The 26,441-nt window shown below is 68.2% G+C and carries 21 protein-coding genes; 14 read left to right on the top strand and 7 right to left on the bottom strand.

Features of this window, described 5'->3' with window-relative positions:
- Nucleotides 1–161: 161 nt before the first annotated feature.
- Together AC6CH2_RS12510 and AC6CH2_RS12505 are read right to left on the bottom strand one after the other, a co-directional pair.
- Nucleotides 162–815 carry a response regulator gene (locus AC6CH2_RS12510; RefSeq protein WP_057918692.1) on the bottom strand — a complete coding sequence of 218 codons (654 nt, stop codon included), beginning with the start codon at nucleotides 813–815 and terminating at the stop codon, nucleotides 162–164.
- Nucleotides 812–2,014: a sensor histidine kinase gene (locus AC6CH2_RS12505; protein WP_435397388.1), complete on the bottom strand. Its 1,203-nt coding sequence runs from the start codon at nucleotides 2,012–2,014 to the stop codon at nucleotides 812–814. Before AC6CH2_RS12505 ends, AC6CH2_RS12510 begins: the two co-directional genes overlap by 4 nt.
- Nucleotides 2,015–2,156: 142 nt before the next feature.
- On the opposite strand from AC6CH2_RS12505, the gene AC6CH2_RS12500 reads away from it, so the two are divergent.
- From AC6CH2_RS12500 to AC6CH2_RS12475, 6 genes are all read left to right on the top strand, one after another.
- Nucleotides 2,157–2,777, top strand: a complete 621-nt coding sequence (locus tag AC6CH2_RS12500) for a GNAT family N-acetyltransferase (RefSeq protein ID WP_498269496.1) — start codon at nucleotides 2,157–2,159, stop codon at nucleotides 2,775–2,777.
- Nucleotides 2,778–2,779: 2 nt separating this feature from the next.
- Nucleotides 2,780–3,571, top strand: a complete 792-nt coding sequence (gene minC, locus AC6CH2_RS12495) for a septum site-determining protein MinC (protein WP_498269548.1) — start codon at nucleotides 2,780–2,782, stop codon at nucleotides 3,569–3,571.
- Between the two features lie 25 nt (nucleotides 3,572–3,596).
- Nucleotides 3,597–4,406 (top strand): septum site-determining protein MinD, encoded by an 810-nt coding sequence (gene minD / locus AC6CH2_RS12490; RefSeq protein WP_408950534.1) that lies wholly within the window; start codon nucleotides 3,597–3,599, stop codon nucleotides 4,404–4,406.
- Between the two features lie 4 nt (nucleotides 4,407–4,410).
- A complete protein-coding gene (minE, locus tag AC6CH2_RS12485) occupies nucleotides 4,411–4,677 on the top strand; it encodes a cell division topological specificity factor MinE (protein WP_408950535.1) in 267 nt (88 codons plus the stop codon).
- Between the two features lie 283 nt (nucleotides 4,678–4,960).
- The gene (locus tag AC6CH2_RS12480; protein WP_498269495.1) at nucleotides 4,961–5,434 is read left to right on the top strand and encodes a hypothetical protein; all 474 of its coding nucleotides are present in this window, start codon (nucleotides 4,961–4,963) and stop codon (nucleotides 5,432–5,434) included.
- Nucleotides 5,435–5,791: 357 nt separating this feature from the next.
- Nucleotides 5,792–5,998, top strand: a complete 207-nt coding sequence (locus tag AC6CH2_RS12475) for a hypothetical protein (protein ID WP_498269494.1) — start codon at nucleotides 5,792–5,794, stop codon at nucleotides 5,996–5,998.
- A gap of 1,432 nt (nucleotides 5,999–7,430) precedes the next feature.
- On the opposite strand, the gene AC6CH2_RS12470 is transcribed toward AC6CH2_RS12475, so the two are convergent.
- The gene (locus AC6CH2_RS12470; RefSeq protein ID WP_498269493.1) at nucleotides 7,431–7,778 is read right to left on the bottom strand and encodes a hypothetical protein; all 348 of its coding nucleotides are present in this window, start codon (nucleotides 7,776–7,778) and stop codon (nucleotides 7,431–7,433) included.
- Nucleotides 7,779–8,306: 528 nt separating this feature from the next.
- Between AC6CH2_RS12470 and AC6CH2_RS12465 the strand changes: the two genes are divergently transcribed.
- A complete protein-coding gene (locus tag AC6CH2_RS12465) occupies nucleotides 8,307–10,337 on the top strand; it encodes a M2 family metallopeptidase (RefSeq protein WP_498269492.1) in 2,031 nt (676 codons plus the stop codon).
- Between the two features lie 196 nt (nucleotides 10,338–10,533).
- Here the strand turns inward: AC6CH2_RS12465 and AC6CH2_RS12460 are convergent, their stop codons facing one another.
- Both AC6CH2_RS12460 and AC6CH2_RS12455 read right to left on the bottom strand, forming a co-directional pair.
- The gene (locus AC6CH2_RS12460; protein ID WP_498269491.1) at nucleotides 10,534–11,490 is read right to left on the bottom strand and encodes an HNH endonuclease family protein; all 957 of its coding nucleotides are present in this window, start codon (nucleotides 11,488–11,490) and stop codon (nucleotides 10,534–10,536) included.
- Nucleotides 11,487–13,679, bottom strand: coding sequence for an AAA family ATPase (locus tag AC6CH2_RS12455; protein WP_498269490.1), 2,193 nt, complete (start codon nucleotides 13,677–13,679; stop codon nucleotides 11,487–11,489). The genes AC6CH2_RS12460 and AC6CH2_RS12455 overlap by 4 nt, the downstream gene beginning before the upstream one ends.
- 247 nt (nucleotides 13,680–13,926) lie before the next feature.
- Between AC6CH2_RS12455 and AC6CH2_RS12450 the strand changes: the two genes are divergently transcribed.
- Nucleotides 13,927–15,378, top strand: coding sequence for an amidohydrolase family protein (locus AC6CH2_RS12450; protein WP_498269489.1), 1,452 nt, complete (start codon nucleotides 13,927–13,929; stop codon nucleotides 15,376–15,378).
- Nucleotides 15,379–15,509: 131 nt separating this feature from the next.
- Here AC6CH2_RS12450 and AC6CH2_RS12445 read toward each other — a convergent pair whose 3' ends face one another.
- Nucleotides 15,510–16,280, bottom strand: a complete 771-nt coding sequence (locus AC6CH2_RS12445; protein WP_498269488.1) for an AraC family transcriptional regulator — start codon at nucleotides 16,278–16,280, stop codon at nucleotides 15,510–15,512.
- Between the two features lie 97 nt (nucleotides 16,281–16,377).
- On the opposite strand from AC6CH2_RS12445, the gene AC6CH2_RS12440 reads away from it, so the two are divergent.
- The 6 genes from AC6CH2_RS12440 to AC6CH2_RS12415 all read left to right on the top strand — a co-directional run bounded on the left by AC6CH2_RS12440 (nucleotide 16,378) and on the right by AC6CH2_RS12415 (nucleotide 24,727).
- Nucleotides 16,378–17,277: a DMT family transporter gene (locus AC6CH2_RS12440; protein WP_498269487.1), complete on the top strand. Its 900-nt coding sequence runs from the start codon at nucleotides 16,378–16,380 to the stop codon at nucleotides 17,275–17,277.
- Nucleotides 17,278–17,468: 191 nt separating this feature from the next.
- Nucleotides 17,469–18,110, top strand: coding sequence for a peroxiredoxin family protein (locus tag AC6CH2_RS12435; protein ID WP_498269486.1), 642 nt, complete (start codon nucleotides 17,469–17,471; stop codon nucleotides 18,108–18,110).
- Nucleotides 18,111–18,274: 164 nt separating this feature from the next.
- Nucleotides 18,275–18,496, top strand: a complete 222-nt coding sequence (locus AC6CH2_RS12430; protein WP_498269485.1) for a hypothetical protein — start codon at nucleotides 18,275–18,277, stop codon at nucleotides 18,494–18,496.
- A gap of 505 nt (nucleotides 18,497–19,001) precedes the next feature.
- On the top strand, nucleotides 19,002–22,343 hold the full coding sequence (locus tag AC6CH2_RS12425) for an nSTAND1 domain-containing NTPase (protein WP_498269484.1): 3,342 nt from the start codon (nucleotides 19,002–19,004) through the stop codon (nucleotides 22,341–22,343).
- Nucleotides 22,340–22,762, top strand: a complete 423-nt coding sequence (locus AC6CH2_RS12420; RefSeq protein WP_498269483.1) for a hypothetical protein — start codon at nucleotides 22,340–22,342, stop codon at nucleotides 22,760–22,762. Before AC6CH2_RS12425 ends, AC6CH2_RS12420 begins: the two co-directional genes overlap by 4 nt.
- Before the next feature lie 558 nt (nucleotides 22,763–23,320).
- Nucleotides 23,321–24,727: a hypothetical protein gene (locus tag AC6CH2_RS12415; protein ID WP_498269482.1), complete on the top strand. Its 1,407-nt coding sequence runs from the start codon at nucleotides 23,321–23,323 to the stop codon at nucleotides 24,725–24,727.
- Between the two features lie 87 nt (nucleotides 24,728–24,814).
- Here AC6CH2_RS12415 and AC6CH2_RS12410 read toward each other — a convergent pair whose 3' ends face one another.
- Nucleotides 24,815–26,440, bottom strand: a complete 1,626-nt coding sequence (locus tag AC6CH2_RS12410) for a hypothetical protein (RefSeq protein WP_498269481.1) — start codon at nucleotides 26,438–26,440, stop codon at nucleotides 24,815–24,817.
- Between the last annotated feature and the right edge of the window lies 1 nt (nucleotide 26,441).

Below are 26,441 nucleotides of genomic sequence, written 5' to 3'. Positions count from 1 at the left end.
ACATTCGCGAGAGTACGCCCGGCCCTCGCCGGCGCGCCGATGCGCAACTGCAGTCAATCGCACACCGCATCGACGCGGCCGCCCGGACCGGCGCGGCGCGCGGCGGTCGCACCGAACGCCCTCGCGCGCGGATCCGCGCGGGCTTCGGCGCCGACCGATGCTCAGACCAGTTGCAGCTCGAAGGCCTTGAGCACGGCGCGGGTGCGGTCGCGCACGCCGAGCTTGGACAGGATGTTGGACACGTGGTTCTTGATCGTGCCTTCGGCCACGCCCAGCGAGTTGGCGATTTCCTTGTTGGAAAAGCCGCCGGCCATCAGGCGCAGGATCTCGGTCTCGCGCTCGGTCAGCGGGTCGGGCCGGTCCAGGCTGACGAAATCGTTGCGCATGTGCTCCAGGCCCGACAGCAGGCGCTGGGTTACCGCCGGCTGAACCAGCGAACCGCCGTCGGCCACGGCCTGAATCGCCCCGACCAGTTGCTCCAGCGACACGTCCTTGAGCAGATAGCCCTTGGCGCCGGCCTTGAGCCCGGCCAGGACCAGTTGGTCGTCGTCGAAGGTGGTCAGGATGATGGTCGGCGGCAGGTAGCCCGAGCGCGCCAGGGCCTGCAGCGCCTCCAGGCCCGACATCACCGGCATGCGCATGTCCATCAGGACCACGTCCGGGCGCACGGTCGGGATGATCTCGACGGCCTGACGGCCGTCGCCGGCCTCGGCCACGACCTCGATGCCGTCGGCCAGGGCCAGCAGTGAGCGCACGCCCTGGCGGACCAGGGTCTGGTCGTCGACCAGCAGCACGCGGATGGGGTTGGGAATCATGTCAAAGCTCCTTCGCGGGCCATGATGGCCGCGGTGGCGGGCAGAGTCAGTTGCAGGCAGAAGCCGGCATCCGCACGGGTTTCGATGCTGAGCAGGCCGCCGTATTGCTGCAGGCGCTCGCGCATGCCGCGCAGGCCGTTGCCGGTGACCAGGTGATCGGCGCCGCGGCCGTCGTCGCGCGCGCTCATGACGATGTGGCCGTCGTTGCGGCGCACGTCGATCCACAGGTGTTCGGCGCCGGCATGGCGCACGGTGTTGGTGATGATTTCCTGGGTGCAGCGCAGCAGCACGTGGGCGCGCTCCGGGTCGTCGAGGGTCAGCGGCGTCTCGATGTCCATGCGGATATCCAGCGCCGGAACGTTTTCGGCCAGCGGGCGCAGGGCCAGGGCCAGGTCGATCGCGCCGTTCTCGCGCAGCTGGCTCACCGCCTCGCGCACGTCGGTCAGCAGCAACCTGGCCAGAGTATGCGCCTGCTGGACGTGCTCCTTGACCCGCCCTTCCGAGAGGTGGCCGGCGACTTCCAGGTTCAGGCTCAGCGCGGTCAGGTGATGACCGAGCAGGTCGTGCAGCTCGCGCGAGATGCGGGTGCGCTCGTTGATGCGCGCGCTTTCGGCCAGCAGGGCGCGGGTCGCGCGCAGTTCGGCGTTGAGCCGGCGCTGGTCCTCGCGCGCCTGGGCCTGCTGCATCGCCACCAGCGAACTGACGAACACCAGGCTGGAAAAGCCGGCGTAGGCCACCGACTGCACCACCGCCACCAGCAGCGGGTAGTGGATCGCGATCACGAATACCGGAATGATCGACAGATTGCTCAGGATCAGCCAGGCCACGCCGATCCGCAGCGGCAACAGCCACGGCAGCAGCCCGGCCACGACCATCAGCAGGATGCTGCCGATGCCGCTGTTGGAGTAATAGCCCGCGCCGATGGCGCAGCAGGTCAGGACCAGCAGCAGGGCATGGTCGGCCGGCCCCGGCCGGCGCTGGCCCAGGCCGCGGCTGGCCCACCAATAGACCACGCCGAAGGTCAGGTAGACCGCCAGCCAACGCAGGACCAGCAGGAAGAAGGGGTGCTCGCCGCTGCCGGGCAGCGTCGACACCGCCTCGGGCTCCAGCCACACGGTCACCAGCCAGCACCCGGCCATGGCCCAGGTGAACAGCCCCGCGAAGCGCATCAATTGGGTGGGGGTGAGGCGGGCCAGCATGAATGCATGCTAACGGTATGGGGCACGCGCCGGAGCCGTCCAGAAGTCATGCACTTGGCGTTCGCCCCCGGAGCGACCGCCATGCGATAATCGGGACGCCGGCACGGAACGCGTGCCGGCTTTTGAATACTTGGAGCGTGGAATGTCGATCGTTGTCCGCGACGTGCGAGAGCACGAGCTGGATTCCGTCCTTGCCCTCAACAATGCCGCCGGACCCGCGATCCTGCCGCTGGATGCGGCCCGTCTGCGTCATTTTTTCGACACCGCCGAATATTTCCGCGTCGCCGAACGTGACGGCACCCTGGCCGGATTCCTGATCGGCGTCGGTGCCAGCAGCGACCACGACAGCAGCAATTTCCGCTGGTTTCGCGAGCGTTATCCGGATTTCTTCTATATCGACCGCATCGTCGTCGCCAGCCGGCGCCGCGGCGGCGGTGTCGGCCGTGCCTTCTACGCCGACGCCCAGAGTTATGCCGAACTGCGCTATCCGCAGTTGGCCTGCGAGGTCTTCCTCGAAGGCGGCAACGACCCGGCGCTGTTGTTCCATGGCAGTTTCGGCTTCCGCGAAGTCGGCCAGCACGTCATGGAAGAGGCTGGCGTGCGCGCGGCCATGCTGATGAAACCGCTGTGCAGCTATGCCTGGGTCCGCGAGACCTATGGCGACGCCCTCCCCGAGGCCAGCTGGCTGGCCCGCCCGCGGGTGCCGGTCCAGCACGCCCCGCTCGCCGCCCAGGCGCCGCGTCCTACCGGGACCGGCCTGTGAACGTGGCCGTGGATTACGAACAGGCCGGCGAACTCAAGATCGGCCAGGTCGGCATCGCCAACCTGCGCATCCGCACCCTCGACGTCGAACGCCTGGTCGAGGAGATGCGCAGCCGGGTCCAGCGCGCCCCGAACATGTTCGGCCGGGCCGCGGTGGTGATCGACTTCGGGGGTCTCAGCCAGCCCCCGGATGCCGGCACCGCCCAGGCCTTGCTCGACGGCCTGCGCGCCGCCGGCGTGCTGCCGGTGGCCCTGGCCTACGGCACCAGCGAAACCGATCGCCTGGCCCAGGCCCTGGGCTTGCCGCTGCTGGCCAAGTTCCGCGCCTCCTACGAGCGCGCCGACGGCGCCGCCGCGGAAGCCGCCCCGCCCCCGCCGCGCCGCGAAGCCCCGGCGGTCGCGCCGGCCCCGGAGCCGGCGCGGTCGCGCGCGGCCGCCCCGGCCGCCGCCGCGCCGGCCGCGTCGTCGGTGGGCATGATTCAGTCCGCCCCGGTCCGTTCCGGCCAGCAGATCTATGCCGACAACCGCGACCTGACCGTGCTGACCACGGTCGGCGCCGGCGCCGAGGTCATCGCCGACGGCTCGGTCCACATTTACGGCCCGCTGCGCGGCCGCGCCCTGGCCGGCGCCCAAGGCAACGAAAAAGCCCGCATCTTCTGTCGCGAGTTCCATGCCGAACTCGTAGCGATCGCGGGCCACTACAAGGTGCTCGAAGACATCCCGAAGGAACTGCGCGGCAAGGCCGTGCAGATCTGGCTGGAAGACGAACAAATCAAAATTGCGGCTCTGGATTGAAGCCGCACCATTGGAGGAACGAGTTTTGACCGAAATCATCGTAGTCACTTCGGGCAAGGGCGGTGTCGGCAAGACCACCACCAGCGCCAGCCTTTCCTGCGGGCTCGCCCGTCGCGGCCACAAGGTCGCCGTGATCGACTTCGACGTCGGCCTGCGCAACCTCGACCTGATCATGGGCTGCGAACGCCGCGTGGTTTACGACTTCGTCAACGTCGTCAACGGCGAAGCCAACCTCAAGCAGGCGCTGATCAAGGACAAGCGTTTCGACAACCTCTACATCCTGGCCGCCTCGCAAACCCGCGACAAGGACGCGCTGACCAAGGAAGGCGTGCAGAAGGTCCTCGAGGACATCGCCGCCGAAGGCTTCGACTACATCGTCTGCGACTCTCCGGCCGGCATCGAGAAGGGCGCGTTCCTGGCGATGTACTTCGCCGACCAGGCGGTGGTCGTGGTCAACCCGGAAGTCTCCTCGGTGCGCGACTCCGACCGCATCCTGGGCCTGCTGTCGTCCAAGACCCGCCGCGCCGAGAACGGCGAGCGCGTCAAAGAGCACTTGCTGCTGACCCGCTACAGCCCCAAGCGCGTGGAAGGCGGCGAGATGCTCAGCATCGGCGACGTCGAAGAAATCCTCGGCCTCAAGACCATCGGCGTCATCCCGGAATCCGGCGACGTGCTCAACGCTTCGAACAAGGGCGAGCCGGTGATCCTGGAAACCGAATCCGACGCCGCCCAGGCCTACGACGACGCCGTCGCCCGCCTGCTCGGCGACACCCGACCGATGCGCTTCACGCAAGTGGAAAAGAAGGGCTTCTTCAGCAAGATTTTCGGAGGCTGAGCTTATGGGTCTGTTCGACTTCCTGCTGGCCAAGAAGCAGACCGCATCGGTCGCCAAGGACCGTTTGCGGATCATCGTCGCCCACGAGCGCGCCGGCCGCGGCGGTGGCGGCCCCGACTATCTGCCGATGCTGCAGCGCGAATTGCTCGAGGTGATCCGCAAATACGTCAACGTCGACGCCGAATCGGTCAAGGTCGACCTGATCGGAGAAGGCGACAACAAGGTCCTCGACATCTCGGTGGCCCTGCCGGAAAACCCGGCGCAGGCCTGACCGGCGCGGCCGGCCTGCCGGCCGCGAACCTGCCGGAGCGCCCAGCGGGCGGCGCAAGCCGCCTTGCCGGGCCGCGAGTCCGGTTCGCCATCGCCGCAAGACCAGCGATGCGCATGACCGACGAGCGCATCCGCCGGACACATCGGCATAGCTGCGCCGCCACCGCGTCCGCTCTTCGCTGGCACTCACTCCCCACTACTCGCTCTTCACCGCTGGTTGCTCGCCACTCGTTACCAGCAGCACGGGCTTAGCTTCAAACGACAACACCCTGCCAAAGCGCGCCATGCTGACCCTGTCCCACCTCGCCTTCGACGACGTCGCCGCCCTGCTCGCACGCTACGATCTGCGCCTGCAGCGCGTCGACGACGGCGAGCCGATCCCGGGCAGCTACTGGGGCGACACCGAAGCCGGCCTGATCGGCAGCACCGTGTACGCCCGCGGCGACACCCCCTTGCATTCCCTGCTGCACGAAGCCGCCCATCTGATCGTGCTGCCGCCCGAGCGCCGCGCCGAGGTCCACACCGACGCCACCGACTCGATCGAGGAAGAGGACGCTGTGTGCGTGCTCCAATGCCTGATGGGCGACGCCATCCCCGGCGCCAGCCGCGAGCGCATATTCGAAGACATGGACACCTGGGGCTACAGCTTCCGCCTCGGCTCGGCGCGTGCCTACGTCGAGCAGGACGCCGAAAGCTCGTGGCAGTGGCTGGCCGAGCGCGGATTGGTGCGGCTGCCGGAGCGGGTGTTGGCGTTGTAGCCCTCGGCGGGTCGCCTGCGCCATCGGTGCGTTTTCGGGTCAGGCTGCTACCTCGGCTCGACCTCGCGGCACCGCGTCCGCAGCCTCTGCAGGAGCGACGTAAGTCGCGACCGCACAGCATCGATATCGCGTCGAACGCAGTCCCGGACCCAGGGTAGGAGCGACGCAAGCCGCGACCGCGCAACCCCGGTCGACCGCGCCGCCAGCCGCGGATTCGCAGCGCGGCTTGCGCCGCCCACCCGGCGAAAGCGGCGCCGCTGCGACCGATCACATAGGCATTGATGGGACAGCGCGTCCCTTGGGCGCGGCGCACGCCGCTCCTACACGGAGCGCGTCTCCACGCTCGGATTTCGGCCGGTGGCTTTGGCTGTTGCCGTTGCCGTTGCTGTTGCTGTTGCTGTTGCTGTTGCTGTTGCTATTACTGTTGCTGTGCGTCGCAGAGTATTCGCGAAGGCCAAAGAAGACTTGGAGGGCGGCGCGCAAGGATGCGCGCCGTTTTTCATCGGGACAGGGATGTCCCGTATGAAAAATCACCGCGGAGGCATCGAACGCGCGGGCTTGTGATTCAAGGAAAAGCACTTTTCTTTGGTTACCTTTCTTTTGTTGCTTTAGACAAAAGAAAGTAACCCGCCGCTTTAGTGGCGGAAGCTTTGGGTTTGATCTTGATCCGATCCAGATCCAGATCCTTCTTGAAATATGCGCCGCAAGACTGTGGCGGCGATGTCGCGGCTTGCGCCGCTCCTACCCTGCGAAAGAAACGCCGCTTCTAAGACCGGCGACGGCCTCGTCATTTCTGCGCGTCCCTTGTCGCGACTCACGTCGCTCCTACAGGAAGCAGAGGTAACCTGGAGGGGAGTGACGACGCGAGATGGTCGCAACGACGTCGCGGCTTGCGCCGCTCCTACCCTGGCTATAGCACTCCGCTTCGCCGGACGGCGACGGCCTCGTCATCTCTGCGCGTCCCTTGTCGCGACTCACGTCGCTCCTACAGGAAGCAGAGGTAACCTGGATGGGAGTGACGACGCGAGATAGTTGCAACGACGTCGCGGCTTGCGGCGCTCCTACAGAGAGAGCGCGTCGCCACGCTCGGATTTCGGCCGGTGGCCGGTGGCCGGTGGCCTTGGCCTTGGCCTTGGCCTTGACCTTGACCTTGACCTTGGCATTGGCCGTTGCCGTTGCCGTTGCTGTTGCTGTTGCTGTTGCTGTTGCTGTTGCCGTGCGTCGCAGAGTATTCGCGAAGGCCAAAGAAGACCCGGAGGGCGGCGCGCAAGGATGCGCGCCGTTTTTCATCGGGACAGGGATGTCCCGTATGAAAAATCACCGCGGATGCATCGAACGCGTGGGCCCTTGATTCAAAGAAAAGCACTTTTCTTTGGTTACCTTTCTTTTGTTGCTTTAGACAAAAGAAAGTAACCCGCCGCTTTAGTGGCGGAAGCTTTGGGTTTGATCTTGATCTTTGATCATCGTTCGATGAACGATGCGCCGCGAGACCGTAACGACGCGGTCGCGGCTTGCGCCGCTTCTACCCTGCGAAAGAAACGCCGCTTCTAAGACCGGCGACGGCCTCATCATCTCTGCGCGTCCGGGGTCGCGACTCACGCCGCTCCTACAGGATGCAGAGACAGCCTCTGGATGCGAGATGGTTACAACGATGTCGCGGCTTGCGCCGCCCTACCCTGGCGAGGGCACGCCGCTTCAACGAACGGCGACGGCCTTTCATCTCTGCGCGCCCCCCCGCGGTCGCGACTCATGTCGTTCCTACAAAAAGCAGAGAGAGGCAACCTGGATACGAGTAAGGCCTCGCACCTGAAGGAAAGTACCAAGGAAGAGAATAAGGACACTGCGAGCGGCCACCGACGCCCTCCCTGGCGCCGACGCCATTCGAACCGTGCGGATCGGGCTATCCCCATAACCCTTTCCGTCTTCTTACAGCTTCCCTTCCCCTGACTGCGCCATCCAGGCGCTTACCCCCACCGAGTGCCTGCCGGCCGCGTTCTCAGAACGCGACCGGCGAAATCTGCGCGGTCCGCGCGGCGTCGACCGCCGCGGGCTCGGCTTCGCTGACCGGCGCCGGCAGCGCCGATTCGACGCGCCGGACGGGACCGGCGTCGGCCGGCCCATTCATCATCACGATCCCCACCACCGCCAGCGCCAGCAAGGCAGCCATGGCGACGCGCCTCAGGTTGAGGCTGCCGTGGGGAGGTTCGACCGGCGCTTCGTCGCGCGCCCAACTCAGATCGGCCGTGAACAGGCATTCGCCACCTTCGCGCCGGTTGCGCTGCGACGAAGTCGTCGCCAGGGGCCGGTACCGCCTGCCATCGGAAGAGCTCATCGTGTGTTTCATGCCTTTCCTGTTGAAGCCAAAACGATTCCCCGTGGGATCCACCCATCCCAAGCGTCGCCGATGAACGGCTGCCGCTGGGCGTCACTTTTTCCGTTTTGGCGTCACAAATCAAATCCCTTTTTGTGACATGGGTAGGAACCTGGCCGAGTTGCGCCGTCCCGAAATCTGAACGAAATTCTCACAAAGTCTCTGTGTGTTGCACTAGGTGAAAATGAATACCGAAAAATTAACAATTTAAACGATTACACGTAACGATAAAATAACGAAATTGAAGGCGTGTCTCGCTGCCGTGCGTGAGCTGAACGGCCTGAATCGGTCAAATATCGATCTGAACCGCCCCGCGCGTAACCGTTTTCAGTTCAGCTGATGTGCCGAATGTGCGCAGAACCTCGGTCGGACCAGCGGTGTCCGGAGCTTCCCGGCGCGTCGCCCGGACGCCCTGACGACGGTCGGCTTGCGCCGGATCGAACCGGCCTCTAGCCTTCTGGCTCGCGCGGCACAGCGCGGCACTTCCTGGAGAGAGCACACATGAACCATGTTCGCGCCTTGTTGGCGCTTGGCATCGCTGCGGCCGTGATCGGCCTGGCCGGGTGCAAGAAGGACCCCACCCCCTCCTCCAGCACCACGGCGCCCGCCGCGCCGGAAGGCGAAACCGCCGACCAGTTCATCGCCCGGGTCAACGACGAATACAAGAAAATGTATCCGGAGATGACCTCGGCACAGTGGTTGTCCTCGACCTACATCAACGACGACAGCCAGTTGCTCTCGGCCAAGGCCAACGAGCGCTATCTGACCCAGCTCAACAGCTGGATCGAACAGTCGAAGAAGTTCGAAGGCCAGCAGATGTCGCCGGCGAGCGCGCGCGCGATCCAGTTGCTGAAGATCGCCACCTCGATGCCGGCGCCGAAGGACCCGGCCAAGCTCGCCGAACTGACCCAGATCGCCACGCGCATGGAAGGCATGTACGGCTCGGGCACCTACTGCAGCGGCACCGGCGACACCGATTGCCGCCAGCTCGGCGATCTCGAAGATGTGCTGCGCAACAGCCGCGACTACGACGCTCAGCTCGACGCATGGAAGGGCTGGCACACGATCTCCAAGCCGATGCGCAAGGACTACACGCGCTTCGTCGAACTGGTCAACGAAGGCGCGCGCAACCTCGGCTATGCCGACACCGGCGAACTTTGGCGCTCGGGCTACGACATGAGCCCGGTCGAACTCGCCGCGGAAACCGATCGCCTGTGGGGCCAGGTCAAGCCGCTGTACGAACAACTGCACTGCTATACCCGCTCGCGCCTGGAAGCCAAGTACGGCGCCGACAAGGGCGAGACCACCGGCGGCATGCTGCCGGCGCATCTGCTCGGCAATATGTGGCAGCAGGACTGGGGCAACATGTGGGACGTACTGGCGCCGTACAGCGAGCAGCAGGCCGGCAGCCTCGACATCAACGGTGCGCTCGCGCGGCAGTACCAGCACAACTTCGACCTGCAGACGGCGAAGAACCCGGGCGACCGCGCCGCCGCCGAGCAGGCTCAGATCGAGGTCGACGCCAACCTGGCCAACGCCAAGCAGATGACCGAACGCGCTCAGGACTTCTACGTCTCGCTCGGCATGCCCAAGCTGCCCGACAGCTACTGGACCAAGACCCAGTTCATCAAGCCGCGCGACCGCGACGTGGTCTGCCACGCCAGCGCCTGGGACATGAACATGGCCGGCGACGTGCGCACCAAGATGTGCATCAAGCCGAACGAAGAAGACTTCACCACGATCTACCACGAGCTCGGCCACGTCTATTACTACCTGGCCTACAACAACCAGCCGCCGCTGTTCCAGACCGGCGCGCACGATGGTTTCCACGAAGCCATCGGCGACACCATCGTGCTGGCGATGACGCCGAAGTATCTGCAGTCGATCGGCCTGGTCGGCAGCCAGCAGCAGAGCCACGAGGCGCTGATCAACGCGCAGATGCGCATGGCCCTGGCCAAGGTCTCGTTCCTGCCGTTCGGCCTGATGATCGACCGCTGGCGCTGGGGCGTGTTCGACGGCTCGATCAAGCCGGGCGAGTACAACAAGGCCTGGTGGGACCTGAAAGCGAAGTACCAGGGCGTGGCCCCGGTCGAGGCGCGCGGCGAAGAGTTCTTCGATGCCGGCGCCAAGTACCACGTGCCGGGCAATACCCCGTACACGCGTTACTTCCTCTCGCACGTGCTGCAGTTCCAGTTCTACAAGTCGCTGTGCGACGCGGCGGGCTTCAAGGGCCCGCTGTACGAGTGCAGCTTCTACGGCAACAAGGCCGCCGGCGCGAAGTTCCAGGCGATGCTGAGCAAGGGCGCGAGCCAGCCGTGGCAGCAGACCATGAAGGAACTGACCGGCAACGAGAAAATGGACGCCTCGGCGGTGCTGGAATATTTCGCTCCGCTGCAGACCTGGCTGAAGCAGCAGAACGAAGGCCAGAGCTGCGGCTGGCAGGCTTCGGCGGCGGGCGCGCCGGCTCCTGCAGGCGCCAAGCCGGCGGCGGCCAAGCCCGAGGCGAAGCCGGCCAAGCCCGCGCAGGGCTGAGCCCGGGCCTCGCGGCGTACGCGACCGCAAGCGAAAAGAAAAACCGGCTTCGGCCGGTTTTTCTTTGGGCGCCGATGGGCGCGGCAGCCGTCCTGTCTGCCCTGCTCGCCCATAGCGCATCTGCCTGGGGCAGAGGACCAACGACCACTCTGGCAATGGCTACGCAGACCCCGGCTATGACTCCCCAGCGCCGAGATCAGGCGTCGATCGCGTCCTCGGCGACTTCGTCTCGACTCTGCCGAGGCGCGTCGAGTGCCCGCCGCTGCGCCAGCAAGGCGCGGTACTCCTCGAGCAAACCGTGCAGCCGCTGATTCAGATGCGCGCCGAGCATGGCCGAGTACGGCTGATCGGCCGCGCACATCTTCTGCAGCACCGTCAGCTGTTCGTCGAAGCGCTGCAGGCAATCCTGCCGCGCCTCGTCGGCCAGGCCGCTGGCGACGGCCAGCAGGGACTCGGCCCCGGCCAGCAAGGCCCGCGCCAGCGCGAGATAGCGAGTGCGTTCTTCGACCAGGTCCTGCCGATTCAAGCCCAGAATGTCGATACTGGCCTTGCCGTAGACATCGTGCTCGCGACCGTCGAAGCGCGGCGCCACCAGCGACAGCTTGTCTTCGGGCCAGTCGAGATGAGCGGCCGGGTCGCGCCGGGTCGGATCGATCAGCAGCGGATCTTCGGCCTCGCAGTTTTCGCGCGGTCCGGTCGCGCGCCGGCCCCGGATCGGAAACAGATTGCCCTTGCCCACCGTCACCAGCGCCTGTCCCGCCACGGCCGCACGCCCCATGCCCGATTGCGCTATGCGCAAGCCGTTGCGGCGATTGCACAAGGCGCAGCTGGGCAGCAGGTTGGACCAGTCGGCCGCCAGCCACCAATAGCCGCGGTGCGCGGCATCGCCCTCCACGCCGGCCTTGGGCCGATAGTGCTCGACGTCGGTCGGCGAACTGGCGCTGTGGAAGGACTCGCAGTACGCGCACTTGCCGCCGAACAGGGTCCGCATCGCCTCGGCCACATCGGCGCTCTTGTAGGCGGCGAAGGCGAAGCTGCCCGCGCGCTGGTCGCGATAGTGGCCGTGGGCCCGCTCGAGCTCCCTGGCCCCGGCGCCGTCATCGGCCGTCAGCGACGGCGGGGCTGCGACGCCGCGACGGTCGACATATCTCATCGGCTCGTCTCCACGCCCAAGTGCCGTTCCAGCCGGCGCACGATTTCCTCCAACGCGTCTTCGCGCATCGCGCTGCGTTCGATCGCCGAGCCGCGGCGCCGGGATTCGATATAGCGCTCGGTGGCCTCGCCGATCAGTTGCCCGGCGGGCGTGTCGCCGCGCGGCAGCGCCTGCAACGAGCTGGCGAGGCGCGCGCGTTCCTGCGCCTCTTCCGGCTTCGGTTCGGGCAACCCAAGCAGGTAGGCATAACGGTTCAGCGCCGCCTCGGTCTGCGGCCGCGCCGTGCTGGCCAGGCCGAAGAAGTCCGAGGTCAGCAACTGGTCGCTGCGCAACAGCTCGATGTTCGGCAGGTCTTCGCGCGGGCGGATGCGGTCGTGCCGGTCGCGGTACAGCACATGCACTTCGCCGTCGCGCATGCCGCGCAGGCACAGTGCGTCGTGGGCGGTGACGATGAACTGCACCTTCGGCATCGCCCGCCGCAGCGCCGACATCACCTCGATCTTCCAGCGCGGGTGCAGGTGCACGTCGATCTCGTCGATCAGGACGATGCCCTGTGCGTATTCCAGATTGCCCCAGGCCTCGACCATGCGCCGCATGATGTCCACGGCCATCGCGAACAGGGAACGATAGCCGTCGCTCATGCGCTCGACCGGGGTCACCCGCCCGTGGGCGCGCACCATGACGTGGCCGCCCGGGCCGCGGAAGATGTCGTCGTCATCGTGCAACGAGAACACCTCGCGCATCGCCCGCGCCACCGCGTTGAAATGCTGCCGGCTCGCCTCGACCAGCCACGGCGAGGGGTCTTCGAGCTTGGCGAAAGGATCGAACAGGCTGCGGTTGACCGCGTTCTTGTGGATGCGGTCCTGCGAGCGGAAGAAGCGCCTCGCCCCGTAGGCCAGAACCATCGACGGCGCCGCCTCGGTATGGTCTTCGATGCGGCCGAGCGAATCGATCTCGATGCGGCGGGTGTCGCCCGACGACAGCAGCACTTCCACATAGGGCCGGTCGGTCAGCACTTCCCAGGACTCGCGCTGGCGCGGCAGGAAATCGGCGCCCTCCACCCGGCAGCCCTTGCGCAGGCGCTGGTCCATCAAGGCCAGGGCCAGCGCTTGCAGCACGGTGCTTTTGCCGGCGGCGTTCTCGCCGAGCAGCATCACCCCGGAGGCATTGCTGTCGGAGGCCTGCGCATGGGCGAACTCCAGCTCCAGGGTGTCGATGCCCTTGAAGTTGAAGATGCGCACGCGCTCGACGCGGGACGCGTCCAGCCTGGGCCTGACTGCGTAATACTCGCTCGCCGCGCTCCGCAGGGATTCGGAGACCGGCGTTTTGTCCGCGCCCGACAGGTATTCGTAGGCGACCCGGTCCCAGACCTCATGGTGCCCGGCCAGACGCGGAATATCGCGCGACGGGCGGAAGCCGACGATGGGCTTGAGCCCGGCCCGGCGCGCGGTTTCCTTGGCCACGGTGTCGAGTGCGGACCGGATCGCGCCGCTGTACCGGAGGTTGTCGAGTTCCTCGATCCATTGGTTTTCGATCGGGTCGGCTCCCGGATCGATCGCTTGATGGATCCATCGCAGCAAATCGAATATCGCCGAGCGCCGCGCATCCACCAAACGCGGGCGGTTGAGATTCAATACCGCGATGGTCGCCTCGCCCTTGTCGGTTTTGGCGGCCAGCAGGCCGTCGGGCCGGAACAGCAGATGCCGCACCGGGTCGTCGCGGCAGGGGTCGATCAACAACGCGTTCTCGCTTGCCACCGTTTGCCGCCACGCGGTCATCGGCAAGGCGCGCGGCGTATCGACCGGGAACAGATTGCGCTTGGCCGAAACGCATTCGTTGCAGGCATACATCAGGTTGCGCCATTCGAACGCCAGCCAACCGTAGTGATCGGGGCTTTCCTCGCGCGTGCGCGGATCGGCCGCGGCCAGGATCGGGCGGAACGGATCGATGCGGCTTTCGTGTGGTTGCAGACCGGATTCGCAGTACGCGCAATTGCCGTTGAACTGCGCGTGCAGCGCGGCGAACACGTCCGGGCCGAGGAACAGGGGTTCGTAACGTTCGAACGGTGCGCGCTGGCGTTGGCGTTCCTCGACCGGGCGGCTGTAGAACGCGGTGATTTCGCGGGCCCAGTCCAGCAATTCCGGCCGGCGCAACGACGGCGGCGTCGCCAACCTTTTCACTTTCCTCATGCGGCCCCTCCGCAGGGCTTCGGCGGCCGCGGGCGGCCCGGATTTTCGTGGCTGCGCCGGCTTGCGTAGCTGCGCCGGGCGGCGGACCGCCGTCATTATGAACATGGCCGGGTCTGGCGGAATGGCACTCGGTCGGAGATCGCGAAGCCGAAGCGGGGCCGGCCTCGGGCACAATGCCGATGCGGCCCGCGCTTGCGCCGTCACCGTCCTGGTCGCCGTCGCGGCGGCCGCGCTCCCGGAGTTCCGCATGCCCCCCTCGATCCGCCTGTCCGCCGCCTTGCTGCTCGCGCTCTCGTCCACCGCCGGCGCCGCCGCCGAACGCATCGACCTGCTGATCCGGCATGCCAACGTGATCGACGTGGTCGACGGCGAGACCCGCGCCGACCAGGCCATCGCGGTGCGCGGCGAGCGCATCGTCGCCATCGTCGACGACGCCAAGGCCAGCAGCTACGAAGCCGCACAAACCATCGAAGCCCGGGCCAAATATGCGATCCCGGCGCTGTGGGACATGCACGTCCATTTCGGCGGCGGCGACAAGCTGATCGAAGAAAACAAGAACTTGCTGCCGTTGTACGTGGCCCACGGCATCGCCGCGGTGCGCGACGCCGCCGGCGACCTCAGCCCGAGCGTGTTCGAGTGGCGCGAGGCGATCGCCGCCGGCCGTCTCGACGGCCCGACCATCTTCACCTCGGGTCCGAAACTCGAAGGCTACGAGTCGATCTGGCCCGGCGACATCGAGGTCGGCAGCGCCGCGGAGATTTCCCAGGCGCTCGACCGGCTGCAGGGCTGGAAGGTCGATTTCGTCAAGATCACCGACAACACCTTGTCGCCGGAGTTGTTCCTCGACGCCCTGAAACAGGCCCATGCGCGCGGCCTGCGCACTTCGGCGCACGTGCCGTTCACCCTGACCATCGATGCGGTCAGCGCCGCCGGGCTCAGCTCGATCGAGCACATCGAATACGCCTACAAGGCCGGCTCGCCGCAGGAAGCCGAGATCGGCGCGATGGTCGCGCGGGGCGAGATCGACAGCCGCGAGGGCTGGAACCGGATCCAGGCCAGCTTCGACGAGGACACCGCGCGCGCCGCTTATCGCCGCCTGGCGAAACGCGGCACCGCGGTCACGCCGACCCTCAACGGCAGTTTCGTCACGACCTACCTCGACCGCGACGACCACCGCGGCGACGCCTATCTGCGCTACATCGGCCCAGGCCTGCAGGCGACCTACGCCTGGCGGGTCGAACGCGCGGCCAAGGACGACGCTGCGGCGATCGAGCGCCGCCACCGACGCTACGAACGCAGTGCGGCGATCCTGCCCCTGCTGCAGTCGTCGGGGGTCGCGATCCTCGCCGGCACCGATGCGGGCTTCCTCAATTCCTTCAACCACCCCGGCATCGGCCTGCACGACGAACTGCAGCGCTTCGTCGACCACGGCCTGACCCCGTTGCAGGCGCTGCAGGCGGCGACCATCAACGGCGCCCGTTTCCTCGGCCAGGACGGCCTGCACGGCCGGCTCGCCGCCGGCAAGGCCGCCGACATCGTCCTGCTCGACGCCGACCCGCTGCGCGACATCGGCGCCACCCGGCGCATCGATACCTTCGTGTTGCGCGGCAAGGTCCACGACCGCAAGGCGCTGGATGCGATGCTGGAGGGTGTGCGCAGGAAGGTAACAGCGCAGAGCGCCGCCAAAGCCGCGCCGTAACCTTTGCCGAATAAGGCCAGCGCCTGCCTTGGTCGCAAGACGCGAGCGGGAATCGGCGCCCGCGCCGTCGTGGCGGGATCGCGGTCGCGGCTCGCGCCGCTCCTGTCCTTGAAGCCTGTCGGCGGGGGCCGTCAGCGCCGGAATTTCTGCGGGGTGGTGCCGCTGAACTGCTGGAACATGGCGATGAAGGCCGAGGCGCTGGCATAGCCCATCGCCACCGCCACCTGCTGCACGCTGCGGCCTTGTTCGAGCAGCGGGATCGATTGCTGGAAACGCAGGCGCTGGCGCCATTGGCTGAACGACATGCCCAGTTCGTCGCGGCAGCGCCGGCTCAGGGTGCGCTCGGTGGTGTGCACGCGCTGCGCCCATTGCTCCAGGGTGGTGTTGTCGCCGGGACGGTGCTGCAGGGCATCGAGGATCGGGCCCAGCAGACGGTCTTCGCTCTGCGGTACGAAGCGCGACAGCATCGGCGTGGCCAACAGCTTGTCGATCAACACCCGCGCCAGGCGCCGGTCGGCCGGGGTGTCCGGTATTTCGATGCCGCGGTCGAACAAATCCTCCACCCCGGCGACGAACAACGGATGCAGGCGCACGATGCCCGGCGCTTTCGGCAGCATCGGCGTGTAGCGCTCGGCGATGTTGATCAGGCGGCACTGCACCTCGCGCCGGTTGTGCGAGGTGTGGTCCATCTTCGGCGGGATCCACACCGCATAGCCGGGCGGCGCGAAGAACGGCTGTTCCTCGATCAGGAACGCCATGCTGCCGGACTCGACGAAGGCCAACTGGCCCCAGGGATGCTGATGCAGGGCGCTTTCGGTATCGACCGCCAGCGCCTCGTAGCGCAGCAGCAAGGGCCCCGGCAGCGAGCGGTAGGGGTAATCAAAACGGCGGTGGCGGCGCATCTTGTCCGGGCCTCGCTACGCCCTGTCTGGTTATAGACATCTGTCGATTACCCGACATTCTAGAATGGCCCGCCCCACGTTGTACGGAACCGCCGCAATGCATTTGTTACTGCCGATCCTGGCCACGTTGATCTGGGCCGGCAACACGATCGTCAGCAAGCTGTCCGCCGACGCCATCGAACCGGCGGCGATCTCGTTCTACCGCTGGCTGGTCGCCCTGCTCGTGCTCACCCCCTTCATGCTGCCGCGGGTATGGAAGCTGCGCGCGCAGGTGCGCCCCTACTGGCGCAAGCTGGTGGTGCTGGCCGCGCTCGGCATGGTCATGTACCAGTCGCTGGCTTATTTCGCCGCGCACAGCGTCAGCGCGATGTCGATGGGCCTGATCGTTGCGGCGATTCCGCCGATGACGATGGTGATCGGCATGTTGGTGCTGAAGACCCGGCCGTCGCCGGGGATGTTGATCGGCGCGGCGATTTCCTTCGCCGGCCTGAGCTGGCTGCTCAGCGGCGGCCATCCGGCGCGGCTGCTGCAGCAAGGCCTCGGCCGCGGCGAACTGATGATGCTGCTGGCGGCGTCTTCGTACGCACTGTACGGCGTGCTGGTGAAGCGCTGGGCGCTGCCGATTCCGAATGGCGAGTCGCTGTACCTGCAGGTGCTGTGCGGCAGCGTGCTGTTGCTGCCGGGCTTCCTGCTCGCGCCGTCGGTGGCGTTGACCGCGCAGAACCTGCCGCTGGTGCTGTACGCCGGGCTGCTCGCCTCGACCGTGGCGCCTTGGTTCTGGATGCACGGCCTGCTGCGCCTGGGCGCCGACAAGACCTCGGTGCTGATGAACCTGACCCCGGTGTTCACCGGGCTGTTCGCGGTGGTCTTCCTCGGCGAACCGCTGCAGGCCTATCACTGGATCGGCGGCGTGCTGACCCTGCTCGGCGTCGCCGTGGCGCAGTTGTTGCGCCAGCGCCCGCTGGCGCCGCTGCGCGCGCAGGAGTGCGCGAGCTGACAGCGAAAGTCCGCAGCTCGGGAAGCAGTGGGAGCCTGAATCGGCCTACCGGAGGCTCGTCGCGACTGAAGCAGGTCGCGGCTCGCGCCGCTCCTACCCTGGATAACTCGCCACCGCGCCTGCGCGTCGCGCGCATCGCCATTGTGAGCCTCGTCAAGTTCGGCATTGACACTCGCTGTTAGGGTCGTGACATGTCGTCGCCACCCGACATCGAAACCTCGGCCTCGCGGTCCGGTCAGCGCCTGCTCTGGGCCGCGCTGCTCGTCGCCACCGCGCTCGTCGTCGCGCTCGCCTGGCAGGTCGGGCGCCTGCGCAGCGACCAGCAATGGCTGGTCGATCGCGTCACCCAGCCCTATGTCGGCATGTACGTGCCGCGCGTCGCGCTGCGATCGCTGGACGGGCGTCAGCGCGAGCTCGGCCAGCCGCCCGGCGACAGCCAGGTGGTGTTTTTCTTCACCACCACCTGCCCGCATTGCCGCGCCTCGTTGCCGCAGCTGAAACTCGCCGCGTCGCAGTTGCAGGCCGCCTCCGGCGGCGGCGCCGAACTGATCGGCGTGGCCTTCGCCACGCCCGAGCAGACCCGCCGCTACGCCGACGAACACCGCCTGGAGTTTCCCCTGATCGCCCACGACGACCGCCGCACCTCGGCGCTGTTCCGCGCGCGCAAGGTGCCGTCGCTGCTGGTGATCGGCCGCGATGGCCGGGTGCGCTACCACCACGTCGGCGCCATCAACAGCAAACAAACCTTGCAGGAACTGATGCGCGCGGTGCGGCCGGCGCCGCCGCGCAGCGCCGTGCAGACCGCGCTCGCCGCCCCGGTGATGCCGCGATGAGACATGCGGCGTCGACGGACTCGACGCTGCGGCGGATGCCCAGGCATCCGCCGACGACGCGGCCCCCGGCCGCGTTTCCCGGCCGGACCGGCGTCGAGCCGGGCTCCGGCGTATCCGCCGCGGTCTTGGGAGAGGGCGCGGCGAACATCGACAGGAGCTCAGTAATGAACAAGCGCAATCGTGGTGCCCGTGTCGTCCTCGCCGCCCTGCTGTTCTCCGCGGCGATGGGCTTCGGCGCCTTCCAGGTGATCGCCGGCAACGGCGCGGCACCGGCCCAATCGGAATCGTGCGACTCGTTCGCGTGTCGCAGCGAATGCCCGGAATTCGGCGGCGAACTCGGCCCCGGCGGCCCGGGCCGTCCGCTGGTCTGCTATTGCTGCGGCTGATCCCCCTCGGCCGCAAGCGTCTGCCGGCCGCGGGGGGTGGCCCCCGGCCGGCTTTTTTTATTCCTCGCTCCACATCACTCCTGGCCGGGCCATGCCGAGCCGGACAACGCCAGCCAGGCCACGCCAGGCCAGGCCAGGTCAGGTCAGGTCAGGCCAGTCCGACGAGGCAACGGCCGCGACGGCCGGCCAACACCGACACCGGCGCGGCGCTCGACCTACGCAAAACCACCCCGCGCCCGGCCACCTCAAGGCCCGACCGCGACCATTCGCGACCGTGTCACTGAAATTCGTGATCCAGCACACACGAACGCGCGACATTTTGTTAGCTTGCCCATGGATTCACCTCCCTGCCCGACGTCGCGATGGGGCGCGACGACGCTGGCGGCCTTTCACCTGTTACGCCGACTCGCTGCACCGGTCGTTATGGATGACGGGGCGCGCATGAAGCCTTCGTGCGTTTTTGGCCCCGGACATCGACCGACTCTTCTCGCGAGCGTGCCCTGCGATGCATCAACGCATCGACCGGATCAAGAACCTGGCATCGGTATCGCAGTTCCGCATCGGCGCACTGCTGGTACAGCCCGACCGTCTTTCGATCGTGCGCGACGGCGTCACCACCGCGCTCGAGCCGCGGATGATGGAAGTGCTGGTCGCGCTGGCCGAACGCGCCGGCGAAGTGATCAGCGCCGAGCAACTGCTGATCGAGATCTGGCGCGGCACGTTCTACGGCGACAATCCGGTTCACAAGACCATCGCCCAACTGCGGCGCCGGCTCGGCGATCGCAGCCGCGAGCCCGACTACATCGAAACCATCCGCAAGCGCGGCTACCGCCTGGCCGCGCGGGTCACCTTCCCCGACGACTACCGCAGCGGGCTGCCGCGCGCGGCGGCATGGACCGAGGGCAGTCCCTACGTGGGCCTGCGCTCGTTCGACCAGGCTCATGCCGGGGTGTTCTTCGGGCGCGGCCGCGCCACCGCCGAGTTGTTGGCGACTCTGCGCGAGCAAGTCGACAGCCAGCGCCGCTTCGTCCTGGTCTCCGGCGCCAGCGGCTGCGGCAAGACTTCGCTGCTGCGCGCGGCGGTGATGCCGCTGTTGGAGCAGGACGGCGGCTTCGACGGCCTGCATGCGCTGAGCAGCGTCTACTTCGACCTCGGCGCCTGCCGCGGCGGCGACCTGCTCGCGCGGCTCGCGCAGGCCTTGTGCGGCTGGTCGCTGCTGGGGCGGCCGGTGTTCCTGGAGACCGAGGCCGAAGCGCTGGAGCAGCAGTTGCGCGACGCGCCCGAGCAGGTCCAGTTCCGCATCGAAGACGCCTTCCTGCGCATGACCGGCCACCGCGCCGAACGCGCCCATCTGCTGCTGGTCGTCGACCACAGCGAAGCGGTGGTCGCCGAACCGGCGATCGACGCCCGCGACCGCAGCGATTTCGGCGCGGCGATGGCGGCGCTGTGCGGCTGCCGGCACGTCGCCGCGATCGCGATCACCCGCAGCGATTTCTATCCGCGCCTGATCGAGGCGGTGCCCGGCCTGGCCGAGCTCAAGGCCGGCGACGGCCATATCGATCTGCTGACTCCGCGCTTGGGCGAGATCGGCCAGATCATCCGCGCGCCAGCCGCCCTGGCCGGGCTGAGCTTCGAGGAAGACCCGGAAAGCTCGATCCGGCTCGACGACGTGCTGCGCGACGCCGCCGCCGAGCACCCGGACTCGCTGCCGCTGCTGCAGCACACCCTGCAGGCCCTGTACGAGCGCCAGGACGAAGGCGGCGTGTTGAGCCTGCGCACTTACCGCGAGCTCGGCGGCCTGGAAGGCGCGCTCGCGCATCGCGCCGAGCAGGTGTTCGCGGCCTTGCCGGCGAGCGCGCAGGCCAGCCTGGAGCGGGTGCTCGCGGCCCTGATCGTGATCCGCCCCGACAGCGACGCGATCACCGCGCGGCGGGTGCTGTGGTCCGCGCTCGACGATGCCGCGGCGCGCGAGCTGGCCGAGGCCTTCGTGCGCGCGCGGCTGTTCGTCGGCGAACTCAGCGGCGGCGAGCCGGGCTTCGGCGTCGCCCACGAAGCGCTGCTGAGGCAATGGCCGCGCGCGCGCGAGTGGGCCGGCGACAACCGCCAGTTGCTGCAGGCGCGCGAACGCCTGCAGCGCGCGGCACGGCGCTGGGCCGGCGAAGGCCGCCGCTCCGACCATCTGCTCAATCCCGGCCGGCCGCTGGCCGAAGCGCGCGAAGCCGCGCGCCGCCTGCCGGCCGACCTCAGCGCGGCCGACCTCGAATTCCTGCGCGCCAGCGAACGCCAGCAACGCCGCAAGCAATGGCTGCGGGCCGGCGCGATCGGCGCCCTGGCCGCGCTGACCCTGGTCTCGATCGGCCTGGGCCTGCAGGCCTGGCAGGCGCGGCGCGAGGCCGAACAACGCCGCGACCAGGCCCAGCAACTGGTCGGCTTCATGCTCGGCGACCTCGCCGAACAACTGCGCCCGATCGGCAACCTGCAACTGCTCGACAGCGTCGGCAGCCAGGCCCTGGCCTATCTCGAACGCATGCCCGAAGCCGACATGCAGCCGCGCGAACTGGTCAACCACGCGCGCGCCCTGCGCACCGTCGGCGAGGTACTGATGAACCTGGCCCGGTTCGACGAGGCCAACGCCGCCTTCGAACGCGCCGCCGAGGCGGTCGCGCGGGCGCGCCGGGAGACGCCCGACTCGCTGGAGGCCCTGGCCGAATCGGGCACGGTCGCCTATTGGCAGGGCTATTACGATTTCCGCCAGAAACGCATGGACTCCGCGCATGCGCACTGGCTCGACTATTTGCGCGCGGCCGAGCAACTGGTCGCACGCGCGCCCGCCGATCCGCGCTGGCAGCTCGAACTGTCGTATGCGCTGAACAACCTCGGCACCTTGGCCAACAGCCGCCAGCGCACCGACGATGCCGCCGACCTGTTCGCGCGTTCGGTCGCGATCAAGCGCGCCTTGCTCGCGCGCAAGCCCGGCGACAAGTCGCTGCGCTACGAACTGGTCGATAGCCTGTCCTGGCTCAGCACCGCGCAGGAATCGCGCGGCCAGTTCGACGCCGCCGCTTCCGGCTATGCCCTGCAGACCGGGATGCTGCGCGAACTGGTCGCCGACGAGCCCGATGCCAACGCATGGCGGCGCAAACTCGCGACCGCGCTGCTGCGCAGCTCGATCCTGGCGCTGGACCGCGGCCGGCTCGACGAGGCCGCGCGCGACGCCGAGGAAACCCTGTCCCTGTTGCGCAGCCTGGTCGAGCAGCAGCCAGACAATCGCACCTGGCGGCGCGACCTCGCCCACGCCTACGCCCATGCCGGTTGGATCGCCGCCCTGCGCGACGCACGCCCGCAGGCGGCCCGGCAATTGCGCGAGGCGCAGGCGACCCTGGCGCCCCTGCTCGCGCAAGCGCAGTCCTTGCCGGAATGGCGACGGCTCGACGCGGTGGTGCGCCTGCGCCTGGCCCAGGTCGACAGCGCGGTCGCGACGGCGCCGTGGCCGGCGCAGATCGACCGGGCGGTGGCCGACCTGGAAGCCCTGCATTCGGACGGCAGCGACGGCGCCAGTCTGTCGACCCTGGCGCGCGCCCTGGTCTCGCGCGGCGAACGTCTGGCCGCCGCCGGCCAACGCGAGCGCGCCGTCGCCGACTGGCGCCGCGCGCACGGACTGCTCGCCGCCAGCGCCCCGCGGTCGCGCGACCGGGTCCTGCTCGACAGTTGGGTGCGCGCCCAGGTTCATCTCGGCGCCCGGGCCGAGGTTGCGCACCAGATCGAATGGCTGCGCGAGCGCGGCTATCGCCACCCTGACTTCATCGCCTTCTACGCTGCACCCACTCCTCAGGAACTCCTGCAATGACTCAGAAAACCAAGAGCAAGACCAAGACGGCCACCCTCGACATCGAGCTGACCGTCGCCCACGTCGTGTTCGGCGGCAATGCCGGGCAAGGCCGGTACTTCTACAGTTTCTCGCCGGACGTGGTCACGGTCGGCAAGGACCAGAGCCCGGTCAAGATCACCTATCGCCTCGAGAAGGAAGTGTCCAAGCACCTGAAGATCGAGGGCGTGCTGAACTCCGACGCCAAGGACCAGATCTACGACGTCAAGATCGCCGCCGACGGGCGCAGCGCCAGCATGATGAACCGCAACGACGTGCAGACCCTGATCTTCTTCTCGGTGCTGGTGCGCGACCACAAGCGCGGCAACCTGGTCGCCTGCGACCCGCAGGTCGGCAACGACCCGGAAATCACCCCGCAGGGCGGCAAGCGCAAGCGCTGATCCGATCCGCCGCAGGGCGCGGCCGGTCGCGGCCGCTCCCTTCCGCCGAACGCGGCAGACCTCGCGCCGCCGCCGGCGCCCAGCGAGGCTTTGCGCCTGATGCCTCCAGGCAGTTGCCGAGGCCCGGACACCCAAGCGCCGCTGCGCGGTTGCCGACTCGCCGAGGCCGTCCACGTCCCCGCCTCGCGGTCGATACGAACCTGCCGCCGAGCGCCGCTATCGCCGATGGCGCAGCGCAATCAGCGGGCGCGGGCGCCCCGATCGGCGGCCCTCGCGGCCCACGTCGGGCCCGCCGCAAAGCGGCCATTGCCGATCCGAACCGCCGCGGATGCGGCCGCACGGCACCTGCCGGCGGCCGTTCGGAGGGCCCGCAGACTCATGCCAAGTCATTGATAGGAAAATAAAAAACCGACCGTAAGGTTGCCGTAAGGCGGGCCGCGGGCGCAGCGAGGAGTCTGCGCCGACCCGGACCGCCGCGTGCCGCCGCCGGGGCCGATGCGCCGGCCGGCGCACGGAGCCCGGCACGAACCGCCCCGGCGGATTCGCAGGAGCCCGGCCATGTCCGAGTCCGACCATCCCTACACGTTCTGCGGCGACGGCGGCGACACGCTCGACTCGCAGGACGACATCGGCCCTCTCTCGCAGTTCCGTCACGGCGCCCAGGATCGGCGCTTGCTCGAACTCGCCCGCCTCGATGCCGGCCTGGCCGCCAATAACGACTTCGACGACAAGCCCTGGGGGCTGCTGTACCGGGCGCTGACCGATTCGATCGAGGTCTCGCCCGACGATTTCCAACTGGTGTATCCGTCGACGCGCTGGGATTGGCCGCTGACCCAGGCCGGTTTCATCAGCGCCGCCCAGCACGATTTCTGCGCGACCGCGCCGCAATGGAGCGCGATCGGCGCCTACGTATCGAGCGGCGATCCGGTACATCAGGCGTATCAGCAGTTCCTCAACGTGATCCCGGCCGCGACCGAATACCCGAGCCTGCGCCAGCACCTGCACGACGCCGACGACGAACTGGTCGTGGCTACCAACCACTACACCCTGGCCACGACCTCGGCCGCCTCGGCCTACGCCAACCAGGTCGCCGGCAACGAGCCGTGCTTCACCGAATGGCTGGGCCGCAGCGGCGGCCGCCGTTATCAGGCCCGCATCATCGCCGCCGAGGCGGCGATGAACCAGGCGCAGGCGCATTACTCGGCGCTGGTCGCGCAGTGCGACGCCGCCGAACTCGGCGCCGCCCAGCGCCGCTGTGGCAGCGACGATTTCCATGTCCGCCTGGCCGATCTCAACCTGATCAAGATGGCCAAGGTGCCCGACTGGCAGGTCGAACACGATGCCGCCGGCTGGGTCGCGCGGGTCCGGGCCGGGCAAGGCCCGGCCGGCGCCACCGTCGGTTTCAGCAACCGCGAAGCGCGCTACGATTTCGGCCGCAGTTGGGCCGGGCGCCAGGGCAAGATCCGCCAGTTGTTCTGGCAGGTGCGCATCAACGGCCGCTGGGAACGCATCGACGAATTCGAGTTCGACAACCAGCTCGAGCTGTCGCTGGATTTCCAGGCGGTCGGCCATGTGGGTATCCGCCCGGGCGGCTGGTACGACGGCGAATTCGCGCGCAGCATGATCGACGGCCCCTTCGTCCACGGCTACAGCCCGTTCGGCGACGAACGCGGCCAGGCGGTGTTCGGCGAGAAAGGCTTCTTCGGCCTGGTCAAGAGCGGCATGGTGGTCGGCTACAAGCCGAGCTTCAGCATCCGCACCACCACCTCGACCTTCCGCCGCTTCGCCAATGTCTTCAAGTTCGCCACCGGCCTGCGCATCGGTCCTTTTACTCTCGAAGCCGAAGGCGGCAGCGCGCGTGCCGGCTGGAAAGCCGACCCGGCGAGCCTGAGCTTCACCGGCACCACCAGCTCGGAAGTGCCCTTGATCATCGGCGTGACCATCGCCGAACTGCCGAACGCCTGATCCGCGACGAGGCGAGGCGGGTCCGCCCGGCATCGCCTCGCCGGCGCCTCACAGCTCGCCGCTAGAGTACTTCGCGCGGCGCGAGCCTCAGGGGCCGCGCAGGACCCAGCCGCAGTAGCGGCCCGAACAGGCGCCGCTGGAAGCATCGAGCAACACCAGGTTGCCGAGGTCGCCGCGCGGCTGTTCGATCATCGCCGGCAGGACCAGGATCGCCGGCGCGGCGCGGTCCAGCCCGCGCGGCAGATCGAAGCCGCGCGCAATGCGATAGCGCGGCCAACCGGCGATGCGGGCATCGAAGGATTTTTGTCCGGCGGCCCCGACGCGCGCGCGCCAGCGGCCGAGGTCGAGCGGGCCGGCGACGACGAGAGCGCCGCGACGCCAGGGGCCGGCCAACAGCGCGGTCGCGCTCGGCGCAGGCTTCCCACCGCGAAAGGCGACCGCATCCAGGGCATCGGACAGGCGCGGAATCGTCGACAGGTCCTCGGGCGCGGACTCGACCGCCGCGCCGTCGCCGACCATCTTCTGCATCGCCGCCACCGCCGGCGGCAGCGGCGGCAACGACCGGCGCGCCATCACCCGCACCGCGGCCGGAATCGACAGGCCATGCTGTTCCATCGCCGCTTCCTGGGCGCGCGCCTGCAGGATCTGGAAGCGCGGCGAGGCCTCGGCCCCGCCGGCGGCGTCGATGCGTTGGCGCACCGCACGCGAACCGCCGGCGCGGCCGGCGTGTTCGGCCTCGATCGTCAACGCCCCGAGCGCCAGGTCCGGCTGGTCGTAGATCCAGGTCCAGGCCAGGCCGCGCCAGGCGCCGTCGAAAGTCGGGTTGACCCGCAAGGCCTGAAGGAAATTCGTCCGCGCCGCCTCGCGCCAGCGGCGCAGGCTCTCGGCGTCGACGATGTCGAGCGGCCGCTCGGCCGCGTCGCCATGCCGGCTGAGCCCTTGCATGAAAGCGCCGAGCCGCCAGGTACCGAGCTCGCGCGGCGGCAACGCGCGCGCAGGGTCGGCCGCCATCGCCGCGGACAGCGCGCGTTCGATCGGTTCGATCCGCTCGGCCGCGGCGCCCGGCTGCAGGGCCGCCGAGGTTTCGCGATACAACCGCATCGCGCCGTCGTAGCGGCCGGCATCGCGCTGCGCATTCGAACCTAGCGCCTGCACCGCGATCATCGCCAGTTGCTGGCGATAGAAAGTATCGCCGTGCGCCGCGCTGGCCGCGGCGCCACGGATCAACGCATCGATCTCGGCCTCGCGTTCGCGCGCCGAACGCTGCGGCGGCGGCGCGGCCGCGCGCGCCGGCGAGGTCAGCGCATCGGACATCGCCGCGGGCTTGCGCTCGTTCGCGCCCGCGAATTCCGATGCGCCGACGATCGCGTCGGTGGAAAAGCGCTGGGCGTTGCGCGCCGGCGCGAACAGGATCGCGAGCACGGCGAACGCCCCCACCACCACGCCGACGCGCAGCTCGCGGTCGTTGCGCTCGATCGATCGCATCAACAACGCGATCAGGCTGGGCACCGCGGCCATCAGCAGGGCCAGGTTGAACCAACGCTCGTCGCGGCTGTGCAGCGGCGAGGACACCCAATGCCCGGCCACGTCCATCGCCCACAACGGCAGGGACATCAACCAGCCGGTGAACGGCGCCAGCAGGACCAAGGTGAACAGCAACAGCACCGCCAGCTTGCCCCAGGCCATGCGGGTGTAGCGGAAACGCGCGGGCATC

This window comes from Lysobacter sp. GQ73 (genome assembly GCF_059758755.1).
Note: the sequence above shows the minus strand (reverse complement) of the source record. Positions and strands in the feature narration are given on the sequence as shown.